This is a genomic window from Novosphingobium sp. MBES04, from assembly GCF_000813185.1.
GTDB classification, from domain to species: Bacteria; Pseudomonadota; Alphaproteobacteria; order Sphingomonadales; family Sphingomonadaceae; genus Novosphingobium; species Novosphingobium decolorationis.
In genome coordinates, this window is record NZ_DF850488.1 from 1,789,832 (window position 1) to 1,808,163 (window position 18,332).

The 18,332-nt window shown below is 64.2% G+C and carries 16 protein-coding genes and 4 pseudogenes; 11 read left to right on the top strand and 9 right to left on the bottom strand.

The features are described from left to right. Positions 1-116: 116 nt before the first annotated feature. The 6 genes and pseudogenes from hpf to MBENS4_RS07830 all read right to left on the bottom strand — a co-directional run bounded on the left by hpf (position 117) and on the right by MBENS4_RS07830 (position 4,451). Positions 117-704 (bottom strand): ribosome hibernation-promoting factor, HPF/YfiA family, encoded by a 588-nt coding sequence (hpf, locus tag MBENS4_RS07810; RefSeq protein ID WP_039389893.1) that lies wholly within the window; start codon positions 702-704, stop codon positions 117-119. 28 nt (positions 705-732) lie between these two features. Continuing rightward, the gene (gene dnaQ / locus MBENS4_RS07815; protein ID WP_039389895.1) at positions 733-1,416 is read right to left on the bottom strand and encodes a DNA polymerase III subunit epsilon; all 684 of its coding nucleotides are present in this window, start codon (positions 1,414-1,416) and stop codon (positions 733-735) included. 50 nt (positions 1,417-1,466) lie between these two features. Then, positions 1,467-2,063 carry a dephospho-CoA kinase gene (gene coaE / locus MBENS4_RS23995; RefSeq protein WP_052322101.1) on the bottom strand — a complete coding sequence of 199 codons (597 nt, stop codon included), beginning with the start codon at positions 2,061-2,063 and terminating at the stop codon, positions 1,467-1,469. Positions 2,064-2,097: 34 nt separating this feature from the next. Next, positions 2,098-2,969: pseudogene (aroE, locus tag MBENS4_RS07820) on the bottom strand (shikimate dehydrogenase). 8 nt (positions 2,970-2,977) lie between these two features. Continuing rightward, positions 2,978-3,562, bottom strand: a complete 585-nt coding sequence (locus tag MBENS4_RS07825) for a Maf family protein (protein ID WP_039389897.1) — start codon at positions 3,560-3,562, stop codon at positions 2,978-2,980. 43 nt (positions 3,563-3,605) lie between these two features. Next, the gene (locus MBENS4_RS07830; RefSeq protein WP_039389899.1) at positions 3,606-4,451 is read right to left on the bottom strand and encodes a pyruvate, water dikinase regulatory protein; all 846 of its coding nucleotides are present in this window, start codon (positions 4,449-4,451) and stop codon (positions 3,606-3,608) included. Between the two features lie 370 nt (positions 4,452-4,821). On the opposite strand from MBENS4_RS07830, the gene hemE reads away from it, so the two are divergent. The 4 genes from hemE to MBENS4_RS07850 all read left to right on the top strand — a co-directional run bounded on the left by hemE (position 4,822) and on the right by MBENS4_RS07850 (position 8,644). Continuing rightward, entirely contained in the window at positions 4,822-5,850 is a 1,029-nt protein-coding gene (gene hemE / locus MBENS4_RS07835; RefSeq protein WP_039389901.1) for a uroporphyrinogen decarboxylase, read from the top strand. Positions 5,851-5,925: 75 nt separating this feature from the next. After that, entirely contained in the window at positions 5,926-6,369 is a 444-nt protein-coding gene (locus tag MBENS4_RS07840; RefSeq protein ID WP_039389904.1) for a CopD family protein, read from the top strand. A gap of 277 nt (positions 6,370-6,646) precedes the next feature. Then, positions 6,647-7,903: a transcription termination factor Rho gene (gene rho / locus MBENS4_RS07845; RefSeq protein ID WP_039389906.1), complete on the top strand. Its 1,257-nt coding sequence runs from the start codon at positions 6,647-6,649 to the stop codon at positions 7,901-7,903. Between the two features lie 30 nt (positions 7,904-7,933). Beyond that, complete coding sequence (locus MBENS4_RS07850; RefSeq protein ID WP_039391995.1) at positions 7,934-8,644, top strand: YjbE family putative metal transport protein; 711 nt, start codon at positions 7,934-7,936, stop codon at positions 8,642-8,644. Between the two features lie 171 nt (positions 8,645-8,815). Here the strand turns inward: MBENS4_RS07850 and MBENS4_RS07855 are convergent, their stop codons facing one another. Genes MBENS4_RS07855 through MBENS4_RS07865 form a run of 3 tightly spaced genes read right to left on the bottom strand, consistent with a single transcriptional unit; the run spans position 8,816 to position 12,122 of the window. Beyond that, complete coding sequence (locus tag MBENS4_RS07855; RefSeq protein ID WP_199904352.1) at positions 8,816-9,796, bottom strand: quinone oxidoreductase family protein; 981 nt, start codon at positions 9,794-9,796, stop codon at positions 8,816-8,818. Positions 9,797-9,810: 14 nt separating this feature from the next. After that, positions 9,811-11,427: an FMN-binding glutamate synthase family protein gene (locus MBENS4_RS07860; RefSeq protein ID WP_039389909.1), complete on the bottom strand. Its 1,617-nt coding sequence runs from the start codon at positions 11,425-11,427 to the stop codon at positions 9,811-9,813. After that, positions 11,424-12,122 (bottom strand): dienelactone hydrolase family protein, encoded by a 699-nt coding sequence (locus tag MBENS4_RS07865; protein WP_039389912.1) that lies wholly within the window; start codon positions 12,120-12,122, stop codon positions 11,424-11,426. The genes MBENS4_RS07860 and MBENS4_RS07865 overlap by 4 nt, the downstream gene beginning before the upstream one ends. A 151-nt stretch (positions 12,123-12,273) precedes the next feature. Here MBENS4_RS07865 and MBENS4_RS07870 point away from each other — a divergent pair, with 151 nt between their 5' ends. The 7 genes and pseudogenes from MBENS4_RS07870 (at position 12,274) to MBENS4_RS07895 (ending at position 18,297) form a co-directional block, all read left to right on the top strand. Further along, complete coding sequence (locus MBENS4_RS07870) at positions 12,274-12,549, top strand: DUF6489 family protein (protein WP_039389915.1); 276 nt, start codon at positions 12,274-12,276, stop codon at positions 12,547-12,549. A gap of 63 nt (positions 12,550-12,612) precedes the next feature. After that, entirely contained in the window at positions 12,613-13,917 is a 1,305-nt protein-coding gene (gene mnmE / locus MBENS4_RS07875; protein WP_039389917.1) for a tRNA uridine-5-carboxymethylaminomethyl(34) synthesis GTPase MnmE, read from the top strand. A gap of 122 nt (positions 13,918-14,039) precedes the next feature. After that, positions 14,040-14,102 (top strand): annotated as a pseudogene (locus tag MBENS4_RS27355) (FAD-dependent oxidoreductase); the annotation flags it as partial. 9 nt (positions 14,103-14,111) lie between these two features. After that, a pseudogene (gene mnmG / locus MBENS4_RS27360) lies at positions 14,112-15,901 on the top strand (tRNA uridine-5-carboxymethylaminomethyl(34) synthesis enzyme MnmG). Further along, a complete protein-coding gene (gene rsmG / locus MBENS4_RS07885) occupies positions 15,898-16,539 on the top strand; it encodes a 16S rRNA (guanine(527)-N(7))-methyltransferase RsmG (protein ID WP_039389920.1) in 642 nt (213 codons plus the stop codon). Before mnmG ends, rsmG begins: the two are co-directional and overlap by 4 nt. Continuing rightward, positions 16,536-17,312, top strand: coding sequence for a ParA family protein (locus MBENS4_RS07890; RefSeq protein ID WP_039389922.1), 777 nt, complete (start codon positions 16,536-16,538; stop codon positions 17,310-17,312). Before rsmG ends, MBENS4_RS07890 begins: the two co-directional genes overlap by 4 nt. Then, positions 17,309-18,297: pseudogene (locus MBENS4_RS07895) on the top strand (ParB/RepB/Spo0J family partition protein). The gene MBENS4_RS07890 and the pseudogene MBENS4_RS07895 overlap by 4 nt, the downstream one beginning before the upstream one ends. Positions 18,298-18,332 lie beyond the last annotated feature (35 nt).

The window sequence follows — 18,332 nt, forward strand, 5'->3', positions numbered from 1 at the left end:
AGATAAGATCGCGGTCGTGTGACCACTCTTCCGTCCCGTTTATGCACGATCAGCCCCCGAATGCTCGGGGGCTGCCGAATTTCCGCGAAGTGGAAATTGCGGGCTCGCGCTGTGCGTCAGGCCGGCTCAACCCACCCGATCGAGCCGTCGCCGCGGCGGTAAACCATATTATGACGGCCCGTGCCAGCGTTTTTGAAGAAGAGCGCCGTGGTGTTGCGCAAGTCCAGCATCATCACCGCATCCGACACCGTGGCCTCGGGAATGTCGACCCGGGTTTCGGCGATCACGACGGGGGCATCGGTGTCGATATCCTCTTCCTGCTCGCTCGGGGCTTCCTCGAAGATGGTGTAGGCAGCTTCCTCGACGATCGACCCATCGGCCATGGCCATCGCGTGCGCGGCCTGCTCGGAACGGTCGGTAAGGCGGCGCTTGTAGCGGCGCAGCTGCTTGTCGATCTTCTCGGCCGCCTGGTCGAGCGCGACATGCGCGTCGTGGGCGATGCCGGTGCCCTTAAGCACGAGATTCTGCATGGCGTGCATGACAATGTCGCAGCGGAACGCTCCGGCCGGGGCACGCCCGAAAGTCACCTGTGACGATATGGCCCTGTTGAAGTACTTTTCGATGATCGCCGTCAGCCGTTCGTTGGCGTGGATCTGCAGGGCCTCGCCGGTTTCGACTTGATGACCGGAGACACGGATATCCATGGGCGAATACTCCTCTTTTCTATCGTTATCAGGCACCCCAAAGCGGGGTATCGACCGACTTCAGAAACTCCGCGTGCGCGGAAAGTTCCTCATCGGTGGCCGCGTGGGGACGCGGCTGTCGGAAGGGACGATCCTTTCGTGTGAGGACCTTGGTTTCCGACACGATCTCAGTTGTTTGTGCGACCAGTTCGAGACCTATCTGGCGGCCGCCCCGCATCTCCACATAGACCTGCGCCAACAATTCGGCGTCTAGGAGAGCGCCGTGCTTGGTGCGATGACTTCGATCAATTCCATAGCGCGAGCACAGCGCATCGAGCGAAAGTTTCGCGCCCGGGTGCTTGGCCTTGGCCAGCACGATGGTGTCGACCATGCGATCAAGGTCGATCGCACGGTGTCCGGCCATCGCCAGCTCGGCGTTGATGAAGTTGAAGTCGAAGGTCGCGTTGTGGGCGACCATCGGGCTGTCCTGGACGAAGTCGAGGAACTCCTGCGCGCACTCGGCGAAGAGGGGTTTATCGGCAAGGAAGGCTTCGGACAGGCCGTGGACCGCCTCGGCCTCGGCGGGCATCGAACGCTGGGGGTTGAAATAGGCGTGGTAGGAATTGCCCGTCTCGACCCGGTTGATCATCTCGACACAGCCGATCTCGACCATGCGGTCCCCGTTCTTGGGGTCAAAGCCGGTGGTCTCGGTATCGAAGATAATCTCGCGCATCTTATCTCATATCTGCCTCACAGGGCCCGGGCGCAAGGTCTGAACAGCGATTATTCTGCACCGCCGAGCGCCGTGACGAGGGCGTGCACCTGCGCGCGCGTTTCCTCTAGGCTGGTTCCGGTATCGATCACGTGATCGGCGCGCGCGCGTTTCTCCGCATCGCTCACCTGAAGTTTCAGAATCCTCTCGAACTTTTCCTCGTTCATCCCCGGCCGGGCCAGCACGCGTTCGCGCTGGATATCGGCCGGAGCGGACACGACCGCAACCGCGTCCACGTCCCGGTATCCGCCCTTTTCGTAAAGGAGCGGTATATCGAAGACCACGAAAGGGCACCCGGCGTTGGCCGCGACGAATGCCTCGCGCCGAGTCGCCACGGCGGGATGGACGATGGCTTCGAGTCGCGCGAGCGCCTCGGTATCGCCGAACACCGCCGCGCCCAGCGCCGCGCGGTCCACTCCGTCCGGCCCGGTCGTGCCCGGAAAAGCGGACTCGATGGCGCCCAGCAAGTCCCCGCCCGGGCCCTGCAGGGCATGGACCTCGGCGTCCGCATCGAAGACCGGCACGCCTTCGTCGCGAAACATGCTCGCCACGGTCGACTTGCCCATGCCAATCGATCCGGTCAGGCCCAGGATGCGGGGTCGTGCCATGGCGATCTCCTCTCCTTGTGGCGGCGCCAGGGTGTCAGGCCAGAATCCGCGCGCGCAGTTCCTCGTCGTCCTCGCGCGGAGCTTGGCGCCGAAGAAGCGTTCGAAGGCGACATCCGCCTGGCCGATCAGCATCGAGAGCCCGTCGACCGTGGCAAATCCAGCCTCCTGCGCCGCTGTCAGAAAATCGGTCTCGAGCGGGCTGGTGACGATGTCGTAGACCACCGAGGCGGGCGGTGCGTGGCTGAAATCGAAGGCGAGCGGGGGCTGTCCGGTCATGCCCAGCGGACTGGCGTTGACGATGAGGTCGAAACAGCCCTGCCGATCATCGAAGGCAAAGTCGTTGGCATCGGCGAAATGGTCGAGCGAAATGGCGTGGTGCTCCCCCTCGGGGTCGAGCTCATCCAGCATCGCGCGCGCTTTTTCCGGATTGCGTCCGGCCAACACGATGGTGAAGTGCTCGCGCGCCAGTGCGGCAACGATGGCCCGCGCCGCGCCGCCGGTCCCGAGCACGCGCGCCATGCGGAAGAGGTGAGTCTTGTCGAGCGTGGCGCGCAGCGGCTCGAGAAAGCCCGGCGCATCGGTGTTGGTGCCCGTCAGCGTGCCGTCATCCTCGCGCACGATAGTGTTCACCGCGCCAATAGACTCGGCAATCGGCTCCAGTCGGTCGAGCAGCGGCAGGACCGCCAGCTTGTGCGGCATGGTGACGTTGCAGCCGCGCCAGAGCGGATCGGCCCGCCGGCGCGCAAGATAGTCCTCCAGGTCCTCAAGGCGGACATGGCAATGGTCATAGCGCGCCGAAAGCCCCAGCTTCTCGATCCAGAAGCCGTGAATCACGGGCGACTTGGATTGGGCAATCGGATCGCCGATCACTTCGGCATAGGGCAGCACGTCTGCCTCGTTCGTCATGCTCGTACTCATCGCTCCAGGACTCCCATGCGGCGCAGCGCCGCCTGCACCTTGAGCAGCGGCATGCCCAGGATCGTGAAATAGTCGCCCACGATCTCCTCGAAGATCTGTACGCCGCGCCCCTCGATGCGAAACACGCCGACACACCCGGCCACCTCGGGCCACTCGGCCGCAAGATAGGTCTCGATGAAGGCCTCGGAGAGAGGGGCGACATGAAGACGCGCCTCGGCAGCTTCGGACCAGAGCACCTCGCCCCCGCGGGCGAGCGCGGCCGCGCTGTGAAGGTGCATCACCTTGCCCGAGAAGAAGCGCAGATGGGCCGCGGCCGCCTCGCGGTCGGCCGGCTTGTCGAAGCGCATGTCACCGCACACCACGAGTGAATCGCTCCCCAGCACCAGTTCGCCCGGGTTCGCCTGCGAAACGGCAAGTGCCTTCTCGCGCGCCAGGGCCAGCGCGATTTCGGGGGCAGGGGCCTCGCCAAGTGACGCTTCGAGCGCCCGCTCGTCGATATCGGCGGGCTGGGCGGTGAAGGCAATGTTGGCCGCCTCGAGCATGGCGCGCCGCGAGGCGCTCTTGGATGCAAGCAGGATCATGGGTGTTTTCGCAATGAGTGAGTCAGGGATAGCAACGCCAGGGTCAGATCGGCTTCGGGCCGACCTGGCCGGTCCGACCGGCCGCCTTGCGTTCGTTGTGCAGGTTGATGACCGCGGCCGCCGTCTCCTCGATCGAACGGCGGGTGACATCGATCACCGGCCAGGAATTGTCCGCGAACATACGCCGGGCATATTTCACTTCGCTTTCGACCTTCTCGCTCTGGACGTAGTCGGTGTCGGGCGACTGGCTGAGCGAAAGAAGACGGTTGCGGCGCACCTGGATCAGGCGCTCGGGCGCGGTCGTCAGGCCCACCACCAGCGGACGCTTCAGGCCATAGAGCGAGGGGGGTGGGGGGCTCTCGGGCACGATGGGGATGTTCGCCACCTTGAAGCCACGGTTGGCAAGGTAGATCGAGGTCGGCGTCTTGCTCGTGCGCGAGACGCCCGCGAGCACGATGTCGGCTTCCTCCCAGTCCTCCCAGGCGATGCCGTCGTCGTGTGCAATGGTGAATTGAATCGCGTCCACGCGCGCGAAGTAGGCGTCATCGAGGCGGTGCTGGCGGCCCGGACGGCCCTTGGCTTCCTGGCCCAGCAGCGCCTCGAGCGCGTCGGTCACCCCGTCGAGTACGGCGATCGCGGGCAGGCCCAGCTTCTGGCAGGTCTCTTCCAGGCGGCTGCGCGTGTTCTCGTTGACGAGGGTATAGAAGACGAGCCCGGGGTTTGTGGAAATCTCCCCCATGATCCGGTCGAGGTGCTGCTGTGAACGGACCATCGGCCAGAAGTGCCGCAGCACTTCGGTATCGTCGAACTGCGCGAGCGCCGCCTTGGCGATCATCTCGAGCGTTTCGCCCGTGGAATCCGAAAGAAGATGAAGGTGAAAACGCGCCATGACGGCCAGGCAAGGTCCTTTGCGGGGCACTTCGGGAGCCGGGGCCCCGTGGGACAGCCCTGTGGATAGAAGGGCCATAAACCACGGGATAGCTTCGGTGACAACTCGCGAGGCACTTATCCTCCCCAGTGCCCCGGATTCGCTCCTCCACTTCTGGACAGGCTCTCGGAATCTTCCACACCCTGTGGATAGGGCGGATAATGAATCTTTGACTCCGGAGTCAGGAAGAGTCGTTCGGACTCATTCGCCCTGTTCATCCGGGGACAATTCGGGCATTGCCCGCCAATCCCCGATATCCACAGGGCCAACAGACTCCATCAACCTTTTATAAAAATTCTAAATTTTTTTGTTCGGAACGGAAAAGAACGCGATGCCTGGTCTCCTTCTCGACACTCTGCGTGGCTCGAACACCGAGGAACGCCCGATCTGGCTGATGCGCCAGGCCGGCCGCTATCTCCCGGAATACCGCGAGTTGCGGGCCGAAAAGGGCGGCTTCCTGGCGCTGGTCTATGACACCGATGCCGCCGCCGAGATCACGATGCAGCCGATCCGCCGTTTCGGGTTTGATGGCGCGATCCTGTTTTCCGACATTCTGATCGTCCCCTACGCAATGGGACAGGACCTCACCTTCGTGGCAGGGGAAGGTCCCAGGCTTTCTCCACGCCTTGTGGATAGTGCCCTGAGCGCGCTGGAAGCGGTCCCTGAACGGCTGACGCCTATCTACGATACCGTGCGCAAGGTTCGGGCCCAGCTTGACCCTACCAAGACGATGCTCGGCTTCGCCGGGTCTCCCTGGACCGTGGCTACCTATATGGTCGCGGGTGAAGGGAGTCGGGACCAGGCAGAGACACGCGCGCTGGCCTATCGCGATCCCGAGGGCTTTCAGGCTATCGTGGAGGGTATAACCGAGGTCACCGTCGACTATCTCTCCGGGCAGATCGAGGCCGGAGCCGAAGCGATCCAGCTTTTCGACTCCTGGTCGGGGACTCTTTCCCCGTCGCAGTTCGAACGCTGGGTCATCGCGCCCAATGCGCGGATCGTGAAGGAACTGCGCGCCCGCCATCCCGAGACTCCCATCATCGGCTTTCCCAAGGGCGCGGGCGAGAAGCTGCCCGCCTATGCCCGCGAGAGCGGCGTCGACGCAGTCGGCGTGGATGAAACCATCGACCCGGTCTGGGCCGCGCGCGAACTGCCTGCCGGAATGCCGGTGCAGGGCAATTTCGATCCCCTCCTCGTGCTGGCGGGCGGAGACGACCTGGAATCCGAGGCCCGGCGCGTTCTCGATGCCTTCGCGGACCGTCCCCATGTCTTCAATCTCGGACATGGAATCGGCCAGCATACCCCGATCGCGCACGTCGAGCGCCTTCTTTCCACCGTCCGGGCCTGGCGCCGCGCCTGATCTTTTCAGGCACGCGTCGAGCCCCTAGATAGCCGCCAACAGGGCACACGCTTTCAAGAGGGACGATTAAGGCTCATGGAGCAGATCTTGCAGACCACCTACCTCTGGCTGAAGGCCGGCCACATCATCTTCGTGATCTTCTGGATGGCCGGATTGTTCATGCTGCCGCGCTATTTCGTCTACCATCAGGAGGCCGAAGCCGGCTCGCCCGAAGAGGCGCGCTGGATCGATCGCGAGGCCAAGCTGCGCAAGATCATCCTCACCCCTTCGCTCATTGCCGTGTGGGTCTTCGGGATTGCGCTGGCCACCGCCATGCACTACTGGTCCATGCCCTGGCTGCACGCCAAGCTGCTCTTCGTGGTGGCGCTCTCGGCCTATCATGGCTGGCTGGTGAGCTATGGCAAGAAGCTGGCGAAGGGACAGCGCGGGATGAGCGGCAAGGCGCTGCGCATGCTGAACGAGGTCCCCAGTCTCGTGGCGGTCGTGGTGGTGATCCTGGTGGTCGTCAAACCCTTCTGAGACCCTGAGACATCCGGCTCACCGAAAAAGGCCCGGCGCGAAAGCCCCGGGCCTTTTTTCATGCGCGTTTTCGATTCACCGCAGGGGAATCCGGACTGGACCCGCATGAAGGCTGCGCGAGTCCACGACTCATTGACCGCAGGCCCGCAAAAGCCTATTTGCAGGCCCGTCCCGGCACAGGGCGGCGCCTTCAGCTCGCCTGCCCGGATCCGCTTTCCCCAAGCCCAATGATCCGCCCGGCCGACACTTTCTCTCTTTCCATTCGGAAACCACCAAGATGCACCTGAAAGAACTCAAGAAGAAGACGCCGGCCGAACTGGTCGCCATGGCCGAGGAAATGGGCGTCGAAGGCGCTTCCACGATGCGCCGCCAGGATCTCATGTTCGGGATTCTCAAGGAAGTCGCCGAGGACGGCGAAGAAATCATGGGCCTTGGCACCATCGAAGTGCTGCCCGATGGCTTCGGCTTCCTACGCAGCCCCGAGGCAAACTACCTTGCCGGGCCCGACGACATCTATGTCTCGCCCAACCAGGTCCGCAAGTGGGGCCTGCGCACGGGCGACACCGTCGAAGGCGAAATTCGCGCCCCGCGCGACGGAGAGCGCTACTTCGCGATCACCAAGCTGACCAAGGTCAACTTCGACGATCCCGACGTCGTGCGCCACCGCGTCAATTTCGACAACCTGACCCCGCTCTATCCCGAACAGCGCCTGCAGCTCGACACCCTCGACCCCACGGTCAAGGACAAGTCGGCGCGCGTGATCGATCTCATCAGCCCGCAGGGCAAGGGCCAGCGCGCTCTGATCGTCGCGCCGCCGCGTACGGGTAAGACCGTGCTGCTGCAGAACATGGCCAAGGCCATCACCGACAACCACCCCGAGGTGTTCCTGCTCGTCCTCCTGGTCGACGAACGTCCCGAGGAAGTCACCGACATGCAGCGCTCGGTGAACGGCGAGGTGATCTCCTCGACCTTCGACGAACCGGCCCAGCGTCATGTGCAAGTTGCTGAAATGGTTATCGAAAAGGCAAAGCGCCTGGTTGAGCACAAGCGCGACGTGGTCATCCTCCTGGACTCGATCACGCGTCTGGGCCGCGCCTACAACACCGTGGTTCCCAGCTCCGGCAAGGTCCTCACCGGCGGTGTCGATGCCAACGCCCTGCAGCGTCCCAAGCGCTTCTTCGGTGCCGCGCGCAACATCGAGGAGGGCGGCTCGCTCTCGATCATCGCGACCGCGCTCATCGACACCGGCAGCCGCATGGACGAGGTCATCTTCGAAGAGTTCAAGGGCACCGGCAACTCGGAAATCGTCCTGGATCGCAAGGTTGCCGACAAGCGCATCTTCCCGGCGCTTGACGTGGGCAAGTCGGGCACCCGCAAGGAAGAGCTGCTGGTTCCCAAGGACCAGCTCTCCAAGATGTGGCTGCTGCGCCGTATCCTGATGCAGATGGGCACGGTCGATGCGATGGAATTCCTGCTCGACAAGATGAAGGATTCCAAGACCAACGAGGACTTCTTCGCCACGATGAACCAGTAAAACGGGTAACGGGGGCTTTCTTACGTGACTATCCTAGATGCCCTGGTCGCGTCCGGCTCGATTGGCGGGCCGGCCGAGATCTGGCAGCATATCGTGGCGGACTTCGCCAACATCACCGAGCCGGCGGCCCTCGCGGCCTTCGGCCAGGTGCTGATGATCGACCTCCTCCTGGCGGGTGACAACGCAATCGTCGTTGGCGCGCTGGCCGCGGGGCTTCCTGCCGCGGATCGCAAGAAAGTCATCCTGATCGGCATCGGCGCGGCCCTTGTCCTGCGTATCGTCTTCGCGCTCGCGGTGACGTGGCTGCTGGGGGTTGTCGGACTGATCTTCGCGGGCGGTCTGCTGCTCCTCTGGGTGGCCTGGAAGTTCTGGCGCGAACTGCGCGAGGACGTAGGCCAGTCGACCGGTTCGCCCGAGATCGAGGGCGACCAGCATTCCGGCCTGAAGTCAGCCAGGAGCTTTGCAGGGGCTGCCTGGGCCGTTGCGGTGGCCGACGTCTCGATGAGTCTCGACAACGTCCTCGCCGTGGCAGGCGCCGCGCGCGAGCATCCGGGCATCCTGATTGTCGGCCTGCTGCTCTCGGTCGTGCTGATGGGCGTCGCTGCGAACTTCATCGCCCGCTACATCGAGCGCTACCGCTGGATTGCCTACATCGGGCTTGCGGTCATCCTCTACGTGGCCTGCAAGATGATCTACGAAGGCTGGATCGATCCGCAGTTGGGGATCGTCTCGCTGGTCTGACCAAAAAGGCCCGGAAGGCATGAGCCTTCCGGGCCTTTTTTGTTCGTGGGAAGGAAGAAGGCTCCAAAACTGTCGACCTCACCTCCCGCACGCTACCTTGGCTGAGAAAGGTGAGCCAGACAGTTTTGGGAGCCCGAGGGCGATGGCCCTCGGAACTTCCTCTTCATCTTCTCAGGGAATAAGCACCGTCGAACCGGTCGTCGCCCGACTCTCAAGCGCCCGGTGCGCATCGGCCGCATCTTCAAGCGCGAACGTCTGGCCGATCTTCACATCGAGAACCCCATTCGCGATACGGTCAAACAGCTTCGCCGCGCTCGCATCGCGGGCTTCGGGCGTGGCGATGTAGTGGGCGAGGGTAGGGCGCGTGGCGTAGAGGGATCCCCCGCCGCCGTTCATCAGGTCGAGCATGGCGACGGGCGGGACGGCGCCCGAGGCGTTGCCGAAGCTCACCATGAGGCCGCGGCTGCGCAGGCTGGCAAGCGAGGCCTCCCAGCTTGCGGCCCCCACGCCATCGTAGACCACATCACACATCTTGCCATTCGTGATCTCGCGGACCTGATCGGCGAGGGTGGCGAAATCGCCATGCAGGGAGTAACCATCCGGTACGGGGACCTGCGCGGCCTTCTCTGCGCTGCCGCAGTGCGCGATGACGGTGACGCCCTTGTCGGTCAGCCAGGGCACGAGCAGCGATCCCACGCCGCCCGCCGCAGCATGGACGAGGGCGATGTCGCCTGACTTGGCGGGGAAAGTGTCCTCGGCCAGATAGCAGGCGGTCAGACCCTTGAGGAGGACAGCGGCAGCGATCCTGGGATCGATCGAGGAGGGCACGCGGATGGCCTTGTCAGCAGGGATGATGCGGTGCGTGGCATAGGCCCCACCGTTGCTCGTCAGGCCCACGCGCTCGCCAAGGGCGAAGCCCTCGACACCGTCGCCCAAGGCAACGATGGAGCCCACGCTCTCCGATCCCAGCACGATCGGCAGGGCATCGGGATAGAGTCCCTTGCGAAAGTAGGTGTCGATGAAATTGAGGCCGACAGCCTCGGTTTCGATCAGCAGTTCGCCCGGACCAGGGGAAGGGACCTCGAATGTTTCACGTGAAACCTTTTCGGGGCCACCGTGCTCGGCGACGATCATGCGGTATCCGGTAGTCATGGCAATTCCTGTGGTCAGGGGTGTAGGGAGGCCGCCAGGCTGGAGACGCGGCGGAACGTGTGCGCGGCCGAAACCTTCCACGCATGCGCGTAGTGCGTGCTGTCGGGAGCGTCGAGAAGCTGGCCGGGGGCGACAAAGCTGTAAACCTCGTCAAGTGGTCCGGCCTTGGCGCTGTCGATGCGCTGGTACATGTCATGCTCGTTGAGCTGCCAGGGACTGCGATACCCCATGGCAACCACGATCTCGCGCAGCGACCGCAGAGTCTCCTTCTGGAAACGGGCGACGCGCTCGGCCTTGTCGTCAACGACGAGGCCGCGCTGGCGCCAGTCGACTTGCGTTGCAACACCTGTGGGGCATTCGCCCGTGTGACACTTCATCGACTGCACGCAGCCCAGAGCGAACATGAAGGGGCGGGCGGCGTTGCACCAGTCGGCTCCCAGGGCAAAGGCGCGGGCCATGCCCGCACCGGAGTGAATCTTGCCCGAGGCGGCAAGACGAACCCGGTCTTTGAGGTTGGTGCCGACAAGGGCGTTGCGCATAAGCATGAGACCTTCGCGCAGGGGCATTCCGACATTGTCGGTCAATTCCTGCGGGGCCGCGCCCGTGCCGCCTTCGGCGCCGTCAACGACGATGAAGTCGGGCGTGATACCGGTCTCCAGCATGGCCTTGACCAGCGCCATCACTTCGTGGGGCTGGCCCACGCAGAGCTTGAATCCGGTGGGCTTCCCCCCGGACAGGCTGCGCAGCTGCGCGACGAATTCCAGGAGCTCGATCGGCGTCGAGAACGCCGGATGGGCGGCCGGAGAGATGCAGTCCTCGCCGACCTCCACATGGCGGGCCTCGGCAATTTCGGGCGTGACCTTGGCGCCGGGCAGGACCCCGCCATGTCCGGGCTTGGCGCCCTGGCTCAGCTTGATCTCGACCATCTTCACCTGGTTGTCGCTTGCCTGCTGGGCAAACAGTTCAGGGTTGAACGATCCGTCCTTGTTCCGACAGCCGAAGTAGCCGCTGCCCAGTTCCCATATCAGATCGCCGCCATGCTTGCGGTGGTAGCGGCTGATCGAGCCTTCGCCCGTGTCATGGGCGAAGCCCCCGATGGCCGCGCCCTTGTTGAGGGATTCGATGGCGTTGGCCGACAGCGAACCGAAGCTCATTGCCGAGATGTTGAGGAGCGCGCTCGAATAGGGCTTGGCGCATTCCTCGCCGCCGACGCGCACGTGCCAGCTTTCGGGCGCGTCCTCGTTGGGCGTGATCGAATGGCCAAGCCATTCGTACTCGTCCGAGTAGACGTCGAGTTCGGTTCCCATGGGGTGCGTCGAAACTTCGCCCTTGGCGCGGGCGTAGACGAGCCCGCGCTGGTCGATGGTGAAGGGACGCCCCTCACGTTCGTTCTCCACGATATAGGCGCGCAGGAACGGGCGCAGGTCTTCAAACAGCCACCGCACCCGGGCCACGAGCGGGTAATTGCGGCGCAGCGCGTGCCGGTTCTGGAAGAAATCCAAAAGAGTCACGCCCAGAACCGGAACGAGGATAACGAGCAGCCAGCGCAGTGAGGGGAGGACCGCGCAGGCCAAAGTCAGTGCCAGGACGGCCAGGGGGACGAGGTAGCGCGGACCCGTCAGAGCCTTCACCCGATGTGCTCCACGATGAAAGCCTCGGTGCGGCTGTCGGCAAGCTGGGCACCGGCTTCGTCACGGCGCGACCCCATTTCGGCGGCAAATCCGTGGTCGAGCCCTTCGTAGTCATAGAGAGTCACCTTGGGGTGGTCGTCGAGCCCCTCGTGCATGGCCTTCTGCACTTCGGGCGGATTGAACCCGTCGGCGGTCGGAATGTGGAGGAGGAGGGCATTCGAGATGGCGTGCTTCTCGTTCAGCATCTCGTCGATCCCCACGCCATAGTACCCGACTGAGGCATCGATATCGGTGCGCGCGGCCGCCTGGTAGGCGATCTTGCCCCCCATGCAGAAGCCGACGAGGGCGACCTTGGGGACACCGGCCTCGTTGCGGATCCAGTGAATCACGGCTTCGATGTCGCGGATGCCTGCGTCGAAATCGTGCCCTCCCATGAGGTCGAGCGCCTTCTTGAATTCCGGCTCCTTGTCCGCGTCGAGTTCAACACCCGGCTCCTGGCGCCAGAAGCTGTCCGGCGCCACGGCCAGATAGCCCTTGGCAGCCCACTGGTCGGCCTTCTGGACGATCCCCGGGTTCACGCCGAAGATCTCCTGCTGGACGATGATGGCCCCACGCGGAGTACCTTCCGGACGGGCGACATAGGCCGGAATCGCGGCGGTGCCGTCCAGGGTGGGAATCATGGTGTTGGTGGCCATGGGGAATGTCTCCTTGGTGTGCGGCGCCTTATGGCGTCATGCTGCGGGCGCCGCGCACCGGCGTCCCCCTTGCAGGTAGGTACGGGCAATGGACTTTGCCATGCGTATGTGTCAGCCTTCATTCGACAAAAAACGAGATCAGGAGAGCCTCATGAAGGTCAATGTCGAGGTCGAATGTTCACCTGAGGAGGCGCGGCGCTTTCTTGGTCTCCCGGATGTGACCCGTGCGAACGAGGTTTACGTCGAGGCCGTGACCAATGCGATGAAGGGGGCTGGCAGTTTCGACCAGCTCCAGGAGCTGACCAAGCAGATGGCACCGATGGGTCAGATGGGCCTCAAGCTTTTCCAGCAGTTCCTCGAAAGCGGCATGTCCATGGCCATGAGCGGCGCCGCGCAGGGGATGGGCGAGAAGCCCAAATCGGAGTAAGGGCGCCGCTCACGTTCCTGTCCGGCGACGCTGTTCGCCTTCCGCTTGAGTGAACACGAGCCCATGTCCGAAACCATCTTCGCCTTATCAAGCGGCGCACCTCCTGCCGCGCTTGCTGTCATCCGCATCAGTGGCAAGGAGGCCGGGAAGGCGCTGAACGCACTCGCAGGGGCGCTCCCGGAACCGCGACGGGCGAGCCTTCGAACCTTGCGTGTTTCACGTGAAACAGTGCTCGATCAGGCCTTGATCCTGTGGTTCCCGGGACCCGCGACGGCGACCGGGGAAGATCTTGCCGAACTACATCTACATGGTGGGCGGGCTGTTGTCCGGGCCGTGGAGGCCGCACTTGCGGGATTGGCGCATGCAGGGGAAGGGCAGCCGGCTCTGTCTGTCCGTCCGGCCGAACCAGGTGAATTCACACGTCGTGCCTTTGCCAATGGCCGGATCGATCTGGCCGAAGCCGAGGGCCTTGCTGATCTCCTTTCCGCGGAGACCGAGCTGCAGCGCCGCGCGGCCATCGCAATGGCGGGCGGCGCCTTGTCCCAGCAGGTCCACGCGTGGCGTGATCGGGTCCTGGGCGCTTCCGCCGGTGTGGAGGCGGTACTCGATTTCGCGGACGAAGACGATGTGGCCGCGCTACCCGCATCGTTCTACACCGACCTGGCAAGTCTCGCCGAGGAACTTGAGACCTGGCTGTCCCGGCCACGGGCCGAAGCCTTGCGCGAAGGCCTGCGCATCGTTCTGGCCGGACCTCCCAATGCGGGCAAGAGCACACTTTTCAATGCGCTCGTGGAGGATGAAGCCGCGATCACGGCACCGCTTGCGGGGACGACGCGTGACGTCCTGATCCGAGCGGTGGCGCTGGACGGCGTTCCCTTTGCCTTCATCGATACCGCTGGCTTGCGGGACGGTACGGACGATGCGATCGAGGCTATTGGCGTGGACCGTGCGCGTGGCGAACTGGAGCGGGCTGACCTCGTGCTATGGCTGGGCCCGGAAGGGGAAGGGCCCGAGCTGGCCTGGGAGATTGACGCCCAGATCGACCGGGAAGGGCATGACGCGAAGGCCCACGCCCGCCACCGTATTTCTGCCAAGACAGGGGAGGGGCTTGATGACTTGCGCCGTGATCTGGTTTCACATGGCCGTTCCTGCCTTCCCCGACCGGGTGAGCTTGCGCTCAATCGGCGGCAGGGGGAGTTGCTTTCGCAGGCCCTGACCGGGCTTCGGGGAGCTGGTGCGCAGTCGGATCTTCTCATCGTCGCCGAGGAACTGCGTACGGCGCGGGTCGCCTTCGATTCCCTGATCGGACGTGCAACGACTGAGGACATGCTTGATGCCCTCTTCGGTCGCTTCTGTATCGGGAAGTAATCGGCGTAGGGTTTCAGGGCTCGGTCGCTTCATTGCCTTTGTCCATATGTTTCACGTGAAACACCACGGGTGATGCAATGGGAACTTTGACGGGGCAGGGGCGGTGGAGTAAGCGCGTTCTCATGCATTCCTTTGATGTCATCGTGATCGGTGGCGGCCATGCCGGTTGTGAAGCCGCGGCCGTGGCAGCGCGCATGGGCGCGCGCGTGGCGCTCGTCAGTTTCGATCTCGACGCGGTCGGGGCGATGAGTTGCAATCCGGCCATCGGGGGGCTCGGCAAAGGCCACCTCGTGCGCGAGGTCGATGCCTTCGATGGCCTGATCGGACGCGCCGCCGATGCGGCTGCTATTCACTACCGCATGCTCAACCGTTCGAAGGGCAGCGCGGTGCAAGGGCCGCGTATCCAGGCCGACCGGCGCCTGTTCAAGGCGGCGATCCATCGCCTGCTCAAGGAGCAGGGCGATCTCACCCTGGTCGCGGGTGAGGCCGCCGAACTGGTCCTTGCGCAGGGAAGGGTGACCGGCATTCGTCTTGCCGACGGGACCCAGTTGAGCGCGCCCGCCACAATCCTGTGCACCGGCACCTTTCTTGGCGGGACCCTGTTCCGGGGCGAGGAACGACTGGTCGGTGGCCGGATCGGGGAAGCTTCCGCGCAGAAGCTGGCACAGCAGATGCGCGGGGCCAACCTGCCGATGGCCCGGCTCAAGACAGGCACCCCGCCGCGTCTCGATGGCCGAACCATCGATTGGGGGCGTCTGGAGGAGCAGGCGTCCGATGCCGACGCGTGGACGATGTCCGCGTTGGGACAGCGGACGGTTCCGCAGGTCTTCTGCGCCATCACGCGCACCAACCCGCAGACTCACGATATCATCCGCGCCAACCTCGATCGCTCGCCCCTGTTCTCGGGTGCCATTGGCGCACAGGGGCCGCGTTATTGCCCTTCCATCGAAGACAAGATTCACCGGTTCGCCGACCGCGATGGGCACCAGGTCTTTCTCGAACCGGAGGGGCTCTCGACCCATCTGGTCTATCCCAACGGTGTCAGCACCTCCTGCCGACCGATGTCCAACTGGCCATGATGCGCAGCATGGAAGGGCTGGAGACCGTCGAGATGGTCGTGCCGGGGTATGCGGTCGAATACGATCACATCGATCCGCGCGCGCTACGCCAGAGCCTGGAGCTGCGCGAAATGCCCGGGCTCTATTGCGCCGGTCAGATCAACGGGACGACGGGCTACGAAGAGGCTGCGGCGCAGGGACTCGTCGCTGGAATGCATGCCGCCGCGGCCATCCTGGAGCGTGCGCCAGCCCCGCTCGACCGGGCCAACAGTTACATGGCGGTGATGATCGATGATCTCACCTTGCATGGCGTCAGCGAGCCCTACCGCATGCTGACGGCGCGTGCCGAATATCGCCTGCGTCTGCGCGCGAACAACGCCAGCACACGTCTGACGCCGCTGGCGCTTGGCGTCGGGGCTGTCGGCGGGGAGCGGGCGGCCTGGTTCACACAGCGTGAAGAGGCCCGCGCCAATCTGGAGAGGGGCCTCCATCAGCAGGTTCCGGCCAGTGAGCTTGCGCAGGCCGGAATGGCGGTGCGCATGGACCTGGGGCGTTTGCCCTTGCGCGAATGGTTGCGGTTTGACGGAATCGATCTGGAGCGACTTGCGCCATGGCTGGAAAGGGATGGGGCGCCATCGCCGCTTGCCGATGCCGCCTTGGCTGAGGAAGTTGTCGAGGACGCAGCCTATGCGCCTTATCTCGAACGCCAGGAACGGGAACTCAAGGACCTGCGGGCCAGTGAGGCTCTGCCCCTTGGCGATGATTTTCCTTACGATCAGATTCCTGGTCTGTCCCGTGAAATGGTCGAGCGTCTGACCAAGACGCGTCCGGCAACACTGGCGGCTGCGGGCCGTATCCCGGGCATCACCCCGGCGGCGCTTGCCGCTGTTCTTGTACGCGCGCGTCGGGAGGTATCGGCCGCATGATTACCACAGAAGTCGAGGCGCGTGCCTGGCTTGAAGCGCTGCCCGAATTCGATGCAGAGGCGGCGGAACGTCTCGAGTGTCTGGTGTCCATGCTGGCCGAGGAAAACCAGCGCCAGAATCTGGTTTCGGCCGCGAGCCTGGAGCAGGTCTGGCTGCGGCATATTGTCGACTCGGCCCAGTTGCTGACCCATGTTCCACGTGAAACACGGGGGCCCTGGTTCGATCTTGGTACGGGAGCGGGCTTCCCGGGGCTCGCCATTGCGGCGCTGCGGCCGGACTGTGAAGTGGTCATGGTCGAATCGCGCGCACGGCGAATCGAGTGGCTGGAGCGCGCGCGCGAGGCGATGGGTCTGGCTAAGGCGCGCGTGGCCGGGCAACGTCTCGAACAGGTCGACTCTCGCGACGCTGCGGTGATTTCGGCCCGCGCCTTTGCGCCCCTGCAGAAGCTTTTGGAGTTATCCGCGCGATTTTCCACAAGTGACACCCTCTGGGTGTTGCCCAAGGGGCGCTCGGCACAGCAAGAATTGGACGACCTTCGCAAGTGGCGGCACGTGTTCCACGTGGAACAGTCCCTGACGGACCCGCAGGCAGGCATTATTGTCGGAACGCTGTCCGGCAGGAAGGGAAAGACCACGTGATCCGTATTGCTATCGCCAACCAGAAGGGCGGCGTCGGGAAGACAACCACGGCCATCAACGTTGCGACCGCCCTTGCGGCCACTGGATGGAAGACGCTGCTGGTCGATCTCGATCCCCAGGGAAACGCCTCCACCGGCATCGGAGTTTATCCTGCCGATCGCGAGTTTTCGTCCTACGATGTCCTTGTCGACAAGCGCCCGCTCGCCGAGTGCGTGGTGCCCAGTTCGATCCCCGGTCTCGACCTCCTGGCTGCGACGGTCGATCTCTCGGGAGCCGAAGTGGAACTGGTCAACGCCGATGACCGCGCGCACCGCCTGCGCGCCGCGCTGCGCGACGATTCCGGATACGATGTCTGCCTGATCGACTGTCCGCCCTCGCTTGGCCTCCTGACGCTCAACGCCCTGACCGCAGCAGACAAGCTGCTGGTGCCGTTGCAGTGCGAGTTCTTCGCTCTTGAAGGCCTCAGCCAACTTCTGACGACCGTCGAGCGTGTCCAGCAGCGCTTCAACCCGGATCTCGGAATTATCGGTATCGTGCTGACCATGTTCGATCGTCGCAACCGCCTCACGGACCAGGTGTCCGACGATGTGCGCTCCTGCCTTGGACCCCTGATCTTCGATACCAATATCCCGCGCAACGTGCGCCTGTCCGAGGCGCCGAGCCACGGGGTTCCGGCGCTGATCTACGACCACTCCTGCGCGGGCAGCCGGGCCTATATGGCGCTGGCCCGTGAACTGATTACGCGGCTCCCCGAAGCGAGGAAGGCAGCATGAGCGACGACACCGCCCCCCGAAGCACTCCGGCAATGACGCGCCAGAAGTCGCGTGGCCTTGGTCGCGGTCTTGGAGCCCTTCTTGGGGAGAGTCGCCGGGAGGAGCCGGTCGCCACGTCCGGGGCAGGGGAACCATCGTCTTCGGCCTCGGGTGGGGCCACGGCGGATACGGCTCGGGGGCTTGGCCTTCGCTCGCTGACGATTGCCGAGATCAAGCCCGACCCGCTGCAGCCGCGCCGTCACTTCGACGAGGAAGCGCTCGACGAACTCGCGGCCTCGATTGCCCAGCGCGGGGTGATTCAGCCCATCATCGTGCGTCCGACCGATACGGGCGTATTCCAGCTTGTGGCGGGCGAGCGTCGCTGGCGCGCCGCGCAGAAAGCCCAGCTGCACGAGATCCCGGCGCTGGTTCCGATCTTTCCGATCGCGAGGTCATGGCGCTGGCGCTGATCGAGAACCTCCAGCGTGAGGATCTCAACCCCATCGAAGAGGCCCGGGCCTATCAGCGCCTGTCCGAATCCGAGGGGATGACGCAGGCCGAGATCGCGCGCCTGGTCGACAAGAGCCGCAGCCACGTGGCCAACTTCCAGCGTCTGCTTTCGCTGCCTGCCGATGTGGTCAGGCTCGTCGAGAAGGGCGATCTGTCGATGGGCCATGCGCGCGCGCTGATCGGCTGCGAGGATGCTGAAGATATCGCGGGGCAGGCCGTCTCGGCGCAGATGTCGGTGCGCGACGTTGAAAAGCTCGTACGCAAGAAGATGCGCGGTGAGACCGCTCCGGCGCCGCGCCGTGCCGCCCGTCCGGCGCGCGATCCTGCACAGGATGCCGATATCGTTGCCGTGCAGGACCACCTTGAGGAATTCCTGGGCCTTCCGGTCAAGATTCAGTCCGATGAGGACCCGCGTTCGGGAACCGTGACGATAAAGTATGCGACACTCGACCAGCTTGATCTCGTGTGCCAGCGCCTGACCGGCGGAGCGATTTGAACAAAGTGATTCCGAGGGCCATTGCCCTCGGGCTC